Origin of the sequence: Bacteroides cellulosilyticus DSM 14838, from assembly GCF_000158035.1 — a bacterium.
GTDB lineage: Bacteria > Bacteroidota > Bacteroidia > Bacteroidales > Bacteroidaceae > Bacteroides > Bacteroides cellulosilyticus.
On the sequence record NZ_EQ973491.1, the window covers coordinates 1,001,785 to 1,017,096 of the forward strand.

11 protein-coding genes and 1 other RNA gene are annotated in these 15,312 nt (G+C 41.5%); 8 read left to right on the forward strand and 4 right to left on the reverse strand.

Annotated features, from left to right (window positions below; translation table 11 throughout):
- The 7 genes from pdxA to BACCELL_RS16060 form a co-directional block, all read left to right on the forward strand.
- Positions 1-1,037, forward strand: a 1,037-nt coding sequence (gene pdxA, locus BACCELL_RS16030; RefSeq protein WP_007212962.1) for a 4-hydroxythreonine-4-phosphate dehydrogenase PdxA, incomplete at its 5' end; no start/stop codon positions are given.
- Position 1,038: 1 nt separating this feature from the next.
- Positions 1,039-2,283: a sigma-54 interaction domain-containing protein gene (locus BACCELL_RS16035; RefSeq protein ID WP_007212963.1), complete on the forward strand. Its 1,245-nt coding sequence runs from the start codon at positions 1,039-1,041 to the stop codon at positions 2,281-2,283.
- The gene (locus BACCELL_RS16040) at positions 2,270-2,797 is read left to right on the forward strand and encodes an LptE family protein (protein WP_007212964.1); all 528 of its coding nucleotides are present in this window, start codon (positions 2,270-2,272) and stop codon (positions 2,795-2,797) included. Before BACCELL_RS16035 ends, BACCELL_RS16040 begins: the two co-directional genes overlap by 14 nt.
- A gap of 8 nt (positions 2,798-2,805) precedes the next feature.
- A complete protein-coding gene (locus tag BACCELL_RS16045; RefSeq protein ID WP_007212965.1) occupies positions 2,806-3,639 on the forward strand; it encodes a hypothetical protein in 834 nt (277 codons plus the stop codon).
- 4 nt (positions 3,640-3,643) lie between these two features.
- Positions 3,644-4,021, forward strand: coding sequence for a preprotein translocase subunit SecG (secG, locus tag BACCELL_RS16050; protein ID WP_007212966.1), 378 nt, complete (start codon positions 3,644-3,646; stop codon positions 4,019-4,021).
- A 142-nt stretch (positions 4,022-4,163) separates the two neighbouring features.
- Positions 4,164-5,555 carry an MFS transporter gene (locus BACCELL_RS16055; RefSeq protein ID WP_007212967.1) on the forward strand — a complete coding sequence of 464 codons (1,392 nt, stop codon included), beginning with the start codon at positions 4,164-4,166 and terminating at the stop codon, positions 5,553-5,555.
- A 19-nt stretch (positions 5,556-5,574) separates the two neighbouring features.
- Complete coding sequence (locus BACCELL_RS16060; RefSeq protein ID WP_044154056.1) at positions 5,575-5,925, forward strand: PqqD family protein; 351 nt, start codon at positions 5,575-5,577, stop codon at positions 5,923-5,925.
- 66 nt (positions 5,926-5,991) lie between these two features.
- On the opposite strand, the gene BACCELL_RS16065 is transcribed toward BACCELL_RS16060, so the two are convergent.
- From BACCELL_RS16065 to BACCELL_RS16075, 3 genes are all read right to left on the reverse strand, one after another.
- Positions 5,992-7,059 carry a DUF4831 family protein gene (locus BACCELL_RS16065; RefSeq protein ID WP_007212969.1) on the reverse strand — a complete coding sequence of 356 codons (1,068 nt, stop codon included), beginning with the start codon at positions 7,057-7,059 and terminating at the stop codon, positions 5,992-5,994.
- A 412-nt stretch (positions 7,060-7,471) separates the two neighbouring features.
- Positions 7,472-8,587 carry a lactonase family protein gene (locus BACCELL_RS16070; RefSeq protein ID WP_081450824.1) on the reverse strand — a complete coding sequence of 372 codons (1,116 nt, stop codon included), beginning with the start codon at positions 8,585-8,587 and terminating at the stop codon, positions 7,472-7,474.
- Positions 8,588-8,604: 17 nt separating this feature from the next.
- Entirely contained in the window at positions 8,605-11,433 is a 2,829-nt protein-coding gene (locus BACCELL_RS16075) for a beta-glucosidase (RefSeq protein WP_007212971.1), read from the reverse strand.
- 242 nt (positions 11,434-11,675) lie between these two features.
- Between BACCELL_RS16075 and ssrA the strand changes: the two genes are divergently transcribed.
- Positions 11,676-12,072, forward strand: a transfer-messenger RNA (tmRNA) gene (gene ssrA / locus BACCELL_RS26090).
- Between the two features lie 382 nt (positions 12,073-12,454).
- Here ssrA and BACCELL_RS16080 read toward each other — a convergent pair.
- Positions 12,455-15,312: HD domain-containing protein (locus BACCELL_RS16080; protein ID WP_044153930.1), on the reverse strand; the 2,858-nt coding region annotated here is incomplete at its 5' end.

Sequence of the window (15,312 nt, forward strand, 5' to 3'; positions counted from 1 at the left end):
AAGTTATTCTGAAAGCATTCTCCGACCCCGTTATGCTGGAACTGTGTACACCTGTTATTTATGGCTCCCCTAAGGTGGCAGCTTATCATCGCAAGTCACTCGATTTGCCGACGAACTTCAGTATCGTGAGCTCTGCTGCGGAAGCGGCTTACAACCGTTTGAGTGTAGTGAACTGCACGGATGATGAAGTGAAAGTAGAATTCTCAAAGGCAGATCCTGAAGCCGGAAAGGCTGCACTCGGTGCTTTGGAAAGAGCTATCGAGGAATATAAAGAGGGATTGATTGACGTGATTGTCACAGCTCCCATCAACAAGCATACCATTCAGTCGGAAACTTTTGCATTTCCCGGTCATACGGAATATATAGAAGAGAGACTGGGCAATGGTGCCAAGTCATTGATGATTCTGATGAAAGATGATTTCCGGGTGGCATTGGTTACTGGGCATATCCCTGTCAGTCAGATTGCTTCGACTATAACGAAGGAACTGATAGAGGAGAAACTGGCTATCTTCAACCAGTCGTTGAAACAGGACTTCGCTATCGATGCACCGCGCATTGCTGTACTTTCTCTGAATCCGCATGCGGGAGATGAAGGTCTGCTGGGAAAGGAAGAAGAAGAAATTATCATTCCGGCATTGAAAGAGATGTCTGCCAGAGGCATCTTGTGCTATGGACCGTATCCGGCTGACGGCTTTATGGGTTCAGGCAATTTCACTCATTTTGACGGTGTGCTTGCCATGTACCACGATCAGGGACTGGCACCGTTCAAAGCACTGGCGATGGACGAAGGTGTGAATTATACTGCCGGATTGCCTGTGATACGTACTTCACCGGCTCATGGCACTGCATATGATATTGCAGGAAAAGGTTTGGCGAGTGAAGACTCTTTCCGTCAGGCTATTTATGTGGCTATCGATGTGTTCCGTAATCGCCTGCGTGATAAAGCAGCACATGCCAACCCTTTGCGAAAACAATATTACGAAAAGCGTGATGACAGCGATAAGCTGAAACTCGATAGTGTGGAAGAAGATTTGTAGAATGACGAAAGCGGAAATACAACAAGTAAAGTTACGATTCGGCATCATTGGCAACAATGAAACATTGATGCGTGCGATAGACGTTGCTATACAGGTGGCGCCTACCGATCTGTCTGTACTGATAACCGGAGAAAGTGGTGTGGGTAAGGAAAGTTTTCCCCAGATCATTCACCAGTACAGTCGGCGTAAGCATGGTCAGTATATTGCGGTGAACTGTGGTGCCATTCCCGAAGGAACTATTGACTCGGAATTGTTCGGTCATGAGAAAGGGGCTTTCACCGGTGCCATCGGTGAACGGAAAGGATATTTTGGTGAGGCGGATGGTGGAACGATTTTCCTGGATGAAGTGGGAGAGTTGCCTTTGCCTACGCAAGCACGCCTGCTCCGTGTGCTGGAAAGCGGAGAGTTCATAAAAGTCGGTTCATCTAAAGTGCAGAAGACCAATGTACGCATTGTGGCAGCTACCAATGTAAACTTGACACAGGCTATTTCCGAAGGACGTTTCCGTGAAGACTTGTATTACCGCCTGAACACTGTGCCTATCCAGATACCCCCTTTGCGTGAACGTGGAGAGGATGCATTTCTATTATTCCGTAAGTTTGCTTCGGATTTCGCCGAGAAATATCGTATGCCTGCCATTCAGTTGACGGAAGATGCCAAGCAGCTATTGATTTCCTACTCGTGGCCCGGCAACGTGCGGCAATTGAAGAATATAACGGAACAGGTTTCCATCATTGAAACCAACCGTGAAATCAATGCTTCTATATTGAAAGGATATTTGCCGGAACAGAATACGATACAGAGGCTGCCTGCTTTATTCGGCGTCAAAGAAAACAAGAGCTTTGAGAGTGAACGGGAAATCTTATATCAGGTTCTTTTCGATATGCGTCAAGACGTGACGGAGCTGAAAAAGCTGGTACATGAGATTATGACCGAACGTGGAAACACTGCCGCTTCGGCTGTGCCTGCTGCTTATTATGCCCAACCGCCTGCCGTAGTGACTCCTGTTTCTCCGAGCGTGCCTACCATTATTCATCCTTCCATAAAGCCGTCCCACAACATTGATGAAGATATACAGGACACGGAAGAGTATGTAGAAGAGTCTCTCTCGCTGGATGAGGTGGAGAAAGAAATGATACGGAAAGCCTTGGAAAAGCATCATGGTAAACGCAAGAGTGCGGCAAAGGATCTGAATATTTCCGAGCGTACCTTATACAGAAAGATTAAAGAATATGGATTGGATTAAAAAAATAGCCTCGACGGCTTTGTTGTTGAGCATCTTACTGGTAGTAAATTCGTGTAGCATTAAGATAGGACTTGCCCCGATCAGTTCGATTGACTACTCTAAAGTAAAAACTATTTCGATAGCGGATTTTCAAAATCGTGCAGAGTATGTATATGCCCCGTTGGCTACTGAATTTAACCAGAGTCTGAAAGACTTGTTCATGCGTCAGACACGCTTGTCATTGGTCAATAGTAACGCCGATCTTGAAATTGATGGTGAGATTACCGGTTATAATCAATATAACGAAGCGGTGGATGCCAGTGGATATTCTTCAAAGGTAAAAGTTACTTTGACTGTGAAAGTTACTTTTGTGAATAATACGGATCATAAGGATGATTTCACGGATCAGCAATTCTCTGCTTTCCAAACTTATGATTCTTCTAAGCTGCTGACCGAAGTGCAAGATGAATTGATAAGCCTGATGGTGAAAGACATAACAGAACAAATCTTTAACGCAACCGTAGCTAACTGGTAATAAAAGGAATGACGCCTGTACATTTGCAACAATGGATACAGCATCCCGAGGCGTTGAATCGGGATACCTTGTACGAACTTCGTACGCTGGTAGCCCGTTATCCTTATTTTCAGTCCCTGCGCTTGCTCTATCTCAAGAACCTCTATGTGCTGCACGATATCAACTTCGGTGCAGAACTGCGTAAAGCGGTATTGTATGTATCAGACCGCCGTGTATTGTTTTATCTGATTGAAGGTGACCGCTATGCCCTCCATCCCCATGCTTCCGCACATATTGTGGGAAAGGAGTTGGAAAAGGAGCCGAGCATTGACCGTACCCTTTCGTTAATAGACGCTTTCCTTGCCACTGTTCCGGAAGAACATTCACAGACGACGGAATTGGATTATGCAATGGATTATACCGCTTACCTGATACGGGATGATGAAGAAACGAACGAAACAGATTCCTCATCAACTACCCCGACGGAAGTACCGAAATTGCGTGGGCAGGATCTGATAGATGGTTTCATTCGTCAAAGCGAAACGGAGGAAGGTATCAGCCTGAAGTTACCCAAAGAAGACAACCCGCTTTTATTGCCGTTGATTGAAGAAGAAACGGATGAAGCAGAAGAGGAAAAGGTGGTTGTTGCCGACGAAACTCCCCGGTCGGCAGTAGAGGAAACAGAACAGGATGATAGCTGTTTTACCGAAACTTTGGCTAAAATCTATATCAAACAGCGCCGATATGACAAGGCTCTTGAAATTATTAAAAAATTAAGTTTGAATTATCCAAAAAAAAATGCTTACTTTGCAGACCAAATCAGATTTTTGGAGAAATTGATTATTAACGCTAAATCAAAATAACAAAATGTACTTATTCTTAGTTATCTTAATGGTGGTTGCATCCTTGTTGATGTGCTTCATTGTATTGATTCAAAATTCCAAAGGAGGCGGTTTAGCATCCGGCTTTTCTTCTTCCAATCAGATTATGGGCGTACGCAAGACTACTGACTTTTTGGAAAAAGGAACATGGTTCCTGGCAGGATTTATGGTCGTAATGAGTATTGCTACTGCCTATGTTGTTCCCACTTCTTCCAGTAAAGGCGGTGATGTGATCTTGGAACAGGCACAGAAAGAAGAGAAAACCAATCCGTACAACATGCCTACTGGTACAGCTGCTCCGCAGACAGAAGCTCCCGCAGCTCCTGCCACTACTGCTCCTGCCGCTGAAGATTCAGCTAACTAAAGTTATGTGCGGATGAACCGCAAAAAGAAATAAGAGAGAGGTTGACGCCGAAAAGGTGTCAGCCTCTTTTCTTTTTATGCCAGATTTAATTACCTTTGTCGGGATTATGCAATCTGATTAATAATTAATCTAATATAGTACAATGACAGAACAATTAAAACTTAAATTGAATGACTCGAAGGCTACCCGCTGGGGAGCATTGGTGATTGTTGCCTTTACGATGATGGCAGCTTACTATGTAAACGACGTGGTAGCACCGCTGAAAACGATGTTGGAGTCGGATCTTGCCTGGACAAGTAGTGATTTTGGATTCTTCACAGGTGGATACAGTTTCCTGAATGTATTCTTCCTGATGCTGATCTGGGGAGGATTAATTCTCGACCGTTTTGGAATCCGTTTCACCGGTAAATTGTCAACCATCCTGATGGTGGGAGGTACGGCACTTGAGTATTATGCCATGACAGGACTTGCCGGTCCGGATGCACAGATCTTCGGTCTTAATGAAATTTTCGGTTATAAAGCAGGGGTATTTGTCGCGTTTGCCGGTTATTCTATTTTCGGTGTAGGTGCGGAAGTTGCAGGTATCACAGTCTCTAAAATTATAGCCAAATGGTTTAGAGGTAAAGAGTTGGCTACGGCTATGGGCGTGCAGGTAGCATTGGCACGTATCGGTTCGCAAGCAGGTTATGCAGTGGCTATTCCTTTGGCGCGTGCTTTCGGCATTACGACTCCGGTATTGGTAGGTTTGATTTTGCTGTTGGGCGGTTTGGTTGCTTTCTTTATCTTTTCAGTGATGGATAAGAAGCTGGACAAACAGATGGAAGCGGCAGCCATAGCGGCAGGTACCGAAGGGGAGGAAGAGAAATTCTCCTTTAAGGATGTGAAGAATATCCTCGTTAATCCGGGTTTTTGGTTGATAGCTTTGCTGTGCGTATTGTTCTACTCTTGTGTATTCCCTTTCCAGAAGTTTGCTTCCGAACTGATGATTATCAAATATGGTATCAATGAAAACGTAGCAGGAACTTTTGCCGGACTACCGGCCTTGGGAGCACTGATCCTGACTCCTATATTCGGCGGATTTATAGATAAGCGTGGTAAGTCGGCTTCTATTATGATATTGGGAGCTGCCATGCTGATAGGTGTGCACTTTATTTATGCTATTCCTGCCATTAACTATTGGTTGGTAGCTATTGGTTTGATGATTATTCTGGGTATTGCTTTCTCTTTGGTGCCGTCTGCTATGTGGCCTGCAGTTGCCAAGATATTCCCGGTGAGCCAGTTGGGTACAGCTTATGCATTGATCTTTTTCATCCAGAATATTGGTTTGTGGGGGATTCCTACGCTGATTGGTAAAGTACTTGATGTCTATTGTATCGTAGGCAAGAAGGCAGATGGAACAAATCTGTACGATTATACGATACCGATGTGCATCTTTACCGGTATTGCCTGCTTATCTCTTGTGGTAGCCTTTATGTTGAAGAGAGCAGATAAGAAGTATGGCTATCAACTGGAGGAACCTAATATTCAAGGATAAGTAAAAACAACTTATGGATATGGAAACACCTGAAGGAAAAGTCAGTCTGCTGGATACTATTCCGGTTCGTTGCGACCACATCCTGACCGAATGGGAGGGAGATTACGCTGTAATCTCCTATCCCCGGTTCAAGTATGAATGGATGCGCAGGCTTTTACTGCCGAAGAGTATGTCTCCTGATATTCATGTCCGCCTTGAAGAACATGGCAGTGCTGTGTGGCGCCTGATAGATGGGCGGCGCACGGTGCGGGAGATTATTTCACTGCTTGCCGTTCACTTCCAATCTGATGAGAATTATGCTTCGCGAGTCACGACTTATGTGATGCAACTACAAAAAGATGGATTTATAAAATTAGGGATAGGAAAATAAACAAAGAAGGCTGCACGATTCATTTACCGTGTAGCCTTCTCTTATTTATTCTACTTTTTCAGTTCTTTAATTACCGTCTCTGTCTACTTTTACCAAAGCTCCCGTATTCGTATCGAATAATACCTTTATAACAGAATTCTTGTTGAATAGAACGGGGGCGAGGTATTCTACCACACCGAATTGCGTAATAGGTATTTCTGCATTATACAGTTCCTCATTGTGATAGTCTAATGTTACACGTGCTCTGCCCGGTACATTGTAGGCAATGCCATCCACTTGTTTCTTGGGATCGGCTTCGGGGATATTAATGCTTTTAAGATCGGCTATCGTAATGTAGACCGGTTCACCTGCCAAGTCGTTGTTGGCTACGATACCCAGTTTCTTAGAGAAGCGGAAGGCAACTTCATGCTTCATCTCTTTGGGGACGATGCGAATGGTGTATATCTTCTCTTCTGTGGTCACTTTACCTGCAAACATTTCCGTCATGGCACGTTCCTGTAAAGTCAGGTTGTCCAGCATGAGTTTCAGTTGTGCACCGTCTTTGGGCATATTGTCTGCTTCACCGCGCAACAGGGCATTCTTACTTTCACGGATACTGTAGATTTCTTTGGCTACCAATTCCGCCATTTTAGCCGTTGAGTTTGACATCAGGATTTCTTCTGTGAGGAAGTCTCGGGGATTGACGTTCGGAGTGTTACCTGTAACTTTGGGTTGAATGGTCGGAGTTGTCTTACGTTGTCCGCTGCCCAGCGGCATGTTGATGGAGTAGACAATACCATCCTTACTCAACTCGATAAGCGGGGCTACGGTTTTGTCTTTCATCTTCACGAAATATACGTTTTCTTTATCGGGTACACCGATTACTTCTGTCTGCATCTTGTCCAGTGTCCAATAAGTTTCCGGTTCGGAAGAGACGTTGTTCAGCCGCAGATAGCGTTCGGCATACTTGGAGAATTCTCCGGGAGTGTAGGTATGTTTGGTGGCTTGTACGGTAAGTTCGATTTCCGTTTTCGGAAGTACGTAAGTTACGCCGTAATCCTTGCCACGTGTGACACCTGCCGTCACTTCTGTTTGCGCTATGGCAGAAACGGAGAACAACAGGGCTGAGAGTAATACTATATTCTTTTTCTTCATAAGTCGCGTTATTTAAACGATTTCGGTTAAGGGACAAAGTTAATGAAGTTATTTTTGTCAAGAGTAGAATTACGGAATATTAACAGAATCGACCGTCTAAGGGAGGTATCGGTGCTTTTCGCTTCATAAGATGGTATGTTTTATCTCATTAGATAGTATGTTTTACCTCATTAGATAGTATGTTTTGTATCATTAGATAGTATGTTTTGTATCATTAGATAGTATGTTTTGTATCAATAGATGATGTCGTTTGACTTGAAGAAGTATGTTTTTGCTCTGAAAAGGTATCGGATATAAAAAAACAGGGAGAAGCAAATGCTTTTCCCTGTTACTATCTGTGTCCCCGAATCTAAATCAGGATTACGATGACAAATATACGAAATTAAAAACCGGAAGTCAAGCTTTTACCCGGTTATTTTACGAATTGGATGCAAACAGGTTTATCAATACTGATGTCTTGATGTGTATCAGATAACAGACCTGTTACGGGATCTCGTTGGAATACCTGAATGACATGACTGTCTCGGCAGGCGGCCAACAGATATTTCCCGTTCGGAGTGATAATAAAGTTACGCGGATGAATCCCCGTCAACTGATAGCCTACCTTTGCCAACATGCCAGTTTCCGGATTTACTTCGAAGATGGCAAGACCGTCACCTTTCAGGCGATTGCTGGCATACAGGTATTTCCCGTCGGGACTGAGATGTATATCGGCACTGCCACGCGCACGAAGTGTGTCGGCTGCAATGGTCTGTATTTTTTCCAGTTTGCCATCCAAGTAGCTGAAAGCGGTGATATTACCGGATAATTCGCTGATAAGATACGCGTACTTGCCGTTCGGGCTGAAGGTGAGATGACGTGGACCGGAGTTAGGATCTACGTCAATGGCTTCGGCAGAAGGGTGGGGGATAATGCTCTTCGGATGTATGACAAAGCGCAGGATGCGGTCAGCACTGAAGTCAGTGGCAAAGATATATTTTTCATCCGGAGAGAAGACAGTGCAATGTACGTGGGGTGTTGCCTGTCTTTCAGCGTCCGGTCCGCCGGTACTGCCTTCAAAAAGCGTATCGACAGGCTCTAATGAACCGTTCTTTTTCAGCGGGAAGATAGACATGCTACCTCCGCTATAGTTGGCCGTGAGTACTTCTTTTCCATTGGTGGCAACGTAGCAGGGATCGGCTCCCATAGTGGGCTGGCGGTTCAACAAACTGAGTTTCCCTGTTTCCTTATCGAAGGAGAAAGCATTGAGAGCCGCTGTTGCGTCATTCATTTCGCTGACGGCATAGACAAACCTTCCATCTTCTGAAGGGATGAGATAAGACGGGTTGAGCACTTCGATGGAACTGAGCGAGGTGGCAAGTCCCGTTTCCTGGTTGAAGCGGAAGGTGTAAATACCTTTGCTGTTTCCATCGGTGTACGTACCTACCAGCATGGCAAGTTCGTCACTTCCGTTGTTTACGTTTCCCGCTTTGCGGGGTGCGCAGGCTGTCATTGCTAATCCAAGCATACAGAAAAGAAGAGATTTCATTAGTGATTAGTATTTAGTTAATCGTTAATTTTCACTTCCGCCACTCCTACACGGTCATCATTCAGCACAATGCGCAAGTCGCTGGCAGTAGTTCCTTTGAACGTATATGAAATCAACTTTCCGTATTCGCTGACTGTACCCGAATAAACTGTCAGGAATTGTCCACCGCCACTTGAAAGTTGGATTTCAAACTCCGCCGGCAGACCGTTGCCTCTGCTGAATGCAATGGAAACGCCATCTACCTTGGAGCTGTTCTCCAAGGCAAAGGTAATATAATCTCCTTTATTTCCTTCCCAAACAGTATTCATTTTTTTATCGAGCACGTTCATTACACTTTCCGGATTGGTGCTGGCAGTTACGGGAGCATCCGTTTTTGCCTGTGCTTGCATGGGGGCGTTTGGATCTTCTACTGTCAATTTTCCACTCAGGCGGATGTCTTCGGAAGAAGCACCTATCATAATGCTGAAGTCTCCCGGTTCCACCACCCATTCCATGTGCTTATCCAGTAATTCCAGTTGTTTGCGGTCGAGGGTGAAAACTACCTCTTTCGTTTCTCCCGGTTGCAGGTGGATACGCTCAAAGCCTGCCAGATTCTTTTCGTAAGTGGTAACGCTGCTCAGGATGTCACGAACATACAACTGAACCACTTCATCGCCTGCACGTTTTCCGGTATTTGTTACTTTGCAGCGTACAGTTGCCTTTTGGTTCGGTGTAATCACTTTCGGACTGATTTCGATGTCGGAATACTCAAAGGTGGTGTAACTCAGACCGTATCCGAATGAATAGAGTGCACCGTTGACGCGTGACATGTTTCCATCCAGCCCCGGATTCTTTCCACCGTCAATCTGTGAAGAAGGTTTGCAGGGGAAGTTAAAAGGTATTTGTCCGACACTTTTCGGGAAAGTGACTGTCAGTTTTCCACCCGGGTTATAATCTCCGAAGAGCACATCGGCTACTGCTGTTCCACCTTTGGAACCCGGATACCATGCTTCTAAAATAGCGGGAACGAACTTGTCTGCCCAATTGATGGATAGCGGACGACCGTTAATCAGCACCAGTACGACGGGCTTTCCAGTTGCTTGTACGGCTTGAAGCAGTTTCAGTTGTCGTCCTGGAAGCTCGAGGCTGCTGCGCGATTTGTTTTCACCGCAGGTACGCTGTCCGCCTCCTAATACGACTACGGCTACATCTGCCTGGCGTGCATTTTCTACTGCTTTATCGATTTCAGCTTGTTCGCTATCTGTCATCGGATAGTCGATAAGTTCGCTTTCCGGCCAGTTGGCGTCTACAAGGTCACAGCCTTTGGTATAGAGCACTTCTGCTTTGCCTTCAGCTTTTTGACGAATGCCTTCCAGCACTGTGGTTACTTCTACTGCCAAAGGACCGTAGTGTGTCAGTGCGTATCCTTCTTCGTCCGCATTGGGGCCGCAAACTGCTATCTTCTTCACGTTGTTGATATCCAATGGCAACACGTTGTTTTCATTCTTCAATAAGACGAGGCTTTCGCGTGAGGCTTGCAGTGCAAGAGATTCATTCTCAGCTTTCTCTACTTCTTTATCAGCCCCTGCAAGGTCAGTCTGATAGGGAGTATCGAACAGCCCTACGAGGAATTTTACACGCAGAATGTCACGTACACGGTCGTTAATCACTTCTTCGCTTAGTCCGCCCTCTTTTACCAATTCTCGCAAAGGCAATACATATGAGTCCGGTGACCGGAAGGTGCAACGTACATTCAGACCGGCTTCTACACTTTGACGCACGGCTTCTTTCATATCTTTGGCGGTGCTGTGTTTGGTATAGAGATATTCAACGGCATCACTGTCCGAAACCACATATCCCCGGAATCCCATCTCGCCACGCAGGCGTGTAGTCAGCCAATAATAACTGCCTTGTATGGGGACACCGTCGTAATCATTGTATGAGCTCATCACTCCCAATAGTCCCGCTTCCTTTATCACCCGTTTGAAGGGGTAGACATGTATCATTTCCACTTCGCGTGGTGACATTTGCGGGTCTACACGTGCCATACCTTCGCGGGCGCCCTTGTTGTTACTGTAAGCAACGAAATGTTTTCCGGTTGCTGCTACCTGATGGTTATGTTGCATGCCGCGTACCATTTCAATACCCAGTTCGGCAACGAGGTAAGGAGATTCCCCATATACTTCCTCATAGCGTCCCCAACGCTGGTCACGGCCGACATCGAGGATGGGAGCATAGACATTGGTATATCCCAACATACGGGCTTCCCGTCCGGTGATTAATCCTATCTGGCGTATCAGTTCGCGGTTCCAGGTATGTCCCAATCCCAGTTGTGTGGGGAAATTGGTTGCACGGTAACTTTCTACTCCGCGGATACCTTCGTTCGTAAAGTCTACGGGGATGCCGAGACGCGTTTCTTCTATGAAGAAGCGTTGTACTTCGTTCAGTGCCCAGGCATGGCGGGATGCCGGCCATACATAGGGATTATCCGATGGGGGAAGTCCCCATTGTTGGAAACCGTTCAGGTGTTCGTCGATGGCACCGATACCGTCTTTCCAAAGCATTTGTTTCCATTCGGGGGTGGGGAGGTCGTCCTTTAGTACACGTTTGTAACCGTAGAGGGTTACCATCTGGCAAGTCTTTTCTTCCAGTGTCATCTGGCTGAGCAGATCTTCGATACGTGCATCCAGCGAGGCATTCGGATCTTCGTATACATCCTTCACTCCGTTTTTGTTGAAATCAATCCAGCCTTTCTTGTACATCTCGCTTTTGACGGGTTTGTACACAGCGGGTATCTTCACGGTCTTTTGTGCGCAGAGCAGAGTACTGCCTCCGAGCAGTAGTGTCATTGCAATTAGTTTCTTCATGATATTTATATTTTTGTGTATATTATCTTCTGTTGCCAAAGGTACGGGTTATGTGGGAGAAAGAAAGGTAAAATCGTCCGGAGTACTGGCTTTTATTGTACGTATGGTAATGCAAAACTGCTTTGGGTCTTATAAAAAGATAAGGTTTATTAATCCGGAGTAAGCAATCACACTATTCTTTTGTACAGTAAAAAAAGAATTCTTATCTTTGCCCCACGATTTCTAAAAACCGTATGTATTCTGGGGTTGACTGGATTTGACAGCGGGTAGAAATAGTAAGTAAGCATGCAGTGCGTCGTTGATTTGCACTTTAATCTCAGTCCTCAAAATTTTATCTGGCGAAAGACAATACGCTCTTGCTGCTTAATCGAATCACAGTAGATTAGCTTAATCCCGGCACTAGGTGCTGGGACGAGACATCACTCGGAAGCTGTTGCTCCGAAGCATTCCGATCCAGTGGTGCAGTTACATCGGGGATAGTTCTTGTCGGCCTTGAGGCGAGAATGAAACTTTAAAGGATAAGGCAATGGTTGATGGCTTTGGTTCTGCCGTTGCTCGAAAAATTAGGCAAAGATAAGCATGTAGAAAGCTTATGATTTCCTCGTTTGGACGAGGGTTCGATTCCCTCCAGCTCCACTTTGAAACAAATAGAAAGCTCTGATTATCAGAGCTTTCATTTGTTTGTTGATGGTCTTACTCCCTTATTTTACTCCCCGCATAAAAAATATATTTATATTACTTTAACTTATTAGGTGGCTTACTAGTACTAAGAAATAACATTTTTGATGGAATAAATATAATCCTTTCTTTTTCTGAACACAAAGATATATTCCTAAAATAAAATGGCAACACCAAGCCTTGCTAGTTTTGATGTTTTTTCTTACTCGTTCCTCTAAAGAGTAAATTTATAAAAGTGTTACCTTATTTATTCTTTCTATATAGTTAATGTCTAATAGAAAATAAAGGGAAAATATAGTGCTAATTACATCAGGCTTATTAATCGATAGTGAATTATAGAAATCTACTTCTTTTCTAAATAATTACTTACAATATCTCTAAATTCTGTATCTAAGTTAATTTTATCTTCGCATATAAGATTTACAAATATTTGAGTCTCAAAAATACCATTATTGACTCGCTTCAGATATTTCTTTAATTCCACTAATTCTTTAAATAAATAATCTTGCTTTTTTGTCATCCATTTACAAGAAAACAAACAGTTAGGCGCATTATTGCATGGCTTAGATTCTTCATCTAGGATTTCAATAGATATACCATTACTTATATTTTTAGCAAAATATCCTTTACATGTTGAAGGTGCATCGACTTTTGTAAATTGTTTTGTATTTAAATATATGTCTATATTAACAATTTCATCTATTGCATTTTTCTCTAAAGAACTATTAGTTATATTCGCATCTTTTAACCTGTAGCCCAATCTAATATCGCATCTGTCTGTAACTAAGTGAGATATCCAATGAAACTGAGATATATGCTCCATATGTCTTATGTTTTCCTTTAAAATATAATAGCTGACTCTATCCTTACACATATCTAAAAGATCTGCTAATCTTAGCAAAATCATAAGATACTTAACGCTATAGATATCAGTAGAACCTTTGGATTTCCGTCCATATACTTCATAAGAGTTAAATCCATGCGCTTCAGAAATATCAGCTACAATTTGTAAATGTGTTTTCTCTATAAAACTTAGATATGTATCTTTTATTTTAATAATAAATTGGGCACTTTGTTTAGGATGTTTTCCTCTTACCTCATTTTCAAAAAAGGAAAATACTTTTTTAAAATATTTTAGCAGTAATGCTTTGGTATCTATCTTTTTTTCCGAAGAATCTTCCAAGATATACTCTGTAAAAATAGTGTCACTAGTATTTGCGTCAGTCTTAAAGTCTTCTAAATTAGGGTGAACAACCATACTAATATCATGCAAATAGCACGCTAAGAATAATAAGTAAAAGTCGATATCTTTCAATTTAAAATAATCTATTGCCCTTGTTAATTTTAATGTCTGTTGAATTAATTCAATAGCGTGTTCTTCATTATGAAGAGTATAAAAGTGAAGAAACTTAGACCCATTCTTCCATAATCCGTTTACTAACTTATGTACGACAATGAGTGAATCCACATAATTAGGTTGTTTTACTTTCTTTATAAATATATGGAGTACTTCAAAAATCTTGGGATCTATCTTTTCTGGAGTTTTATCTTCTTTCGATTCTTTTAAAATATTATTTGCAAACAATATAAATTTATCGAAATTAAAATATCTATTCCTCAAATAACATATTATTCGAAGCTCGTAATATAGAATAGCTCTGTTATTGTATTTATTCAAGTTACAGCTATCTTCAATTCCAATTCCAAATATATAAGAAAACAACGCATTTAATATTTTACGTTTAAATTCATCTGACAAATCAAATATGAAGCGTGCATGCTTTTCTATGATAAAAAGATGATATATGTCTTTTTGAAGAATTCTTTCTAATTTCTCTATTCTGTTTAATGATGTTGTTCTCGGAAAAAAACGATATTCTGTGTTCATAAGTTTATTCAAACTCTCATATTTGAAGTTCTCAAACGTAAATATGTTTAAAGTCCCATCAATATCTTTCCGCATATACAAATTTTTCCTTTGATTGCTAGACGCTGGATTTTCATGTAGAAGATTTTCTTCTATTATATATATATTATTTTTAAATGCATTTAAATTCTCTCTATCTCCTTCATAACATTGAATGATAAGCCGTACTTCTGCTATAAAAATATCTTCTTCATAGCAATCGAAGAATTTCTTTTTATTTAATTGTTTATTCTCTTTGTTAAAACCATACTTATTATAGAACTTATCGAAATCATCTTCCTCGATGGCTTTTTCTGTATACTGTAACAATCTCAGTCTAAATAGGAAAAACTTTTTATATCTCAATAAAAGCTTAAGCTTATATTTACTTGCTTTGTTAGAGTCTTTTTCTTTTTTTTTCTCTTCAATCTTTAATTCTTTATCTATTGCGACAATAAGTATTTCTAATTTCTTTTTTAGATTAGAGTCTTCAGTTTCATCTAATGTAGAGAAAATAGATGCAACCCCTGAAACTTGCGTTGCCAGATTTTGTAATTTAGATAAATCGTTATATGCTTCTCCTATTGGATTGATTGAACTTTTATCTTTTTTATGAATCTCTATTTCATATTCTATTAAGTTGTTAAAATAGAACTTTTTTCTATCTAAGCAGCTTGTTATTATTGACTTATTTTGTCCATACTTTTGATTAAAAGATGTTTTGATTAACTTGTTAAGTTCATCAATCTTTTCTGAAAATATCTCTTCTTCAATCCCATTTGTGTAAATAACCGAATCATCTACATAATAAAACGCTTCTCCTTTAAACATAGACTTAATATGTTTCTCAATTTCAACCATACACAAATTACTAAAAAAGTATGCGTGAGGAAGTCCTTGGGGTAATCCCCTGTTTATTAGATTGTTTTTATATCTCTTTTGTATTTCAGAATCTATGTTAGGATAATAATACTCATTCCATTTTTGATCAAATGGATTTACATTGAAGTATAAAAGTTTTTGCAAGATAATCTTTAAACATTCTTTGTCTTCATTTTTAGAAAATGAAGGCTCTATTTTTTCATAAATTAAATTGTATATATGAATTGGATTAATAGAAGGAAAAAAATCTTTTAAATCCAGACATATTTCTTGTGTGTATTTATTGTTTTTCTTGTATTCGTAATATTTATTTATGACTATTTCTGAGTATTCTTTGTATTTTACTTTCCAGTTAATAAAAATTTCATCAGGATTTGTTGATGGTATATTTCCATAGAAGTTTGCTGGCACTA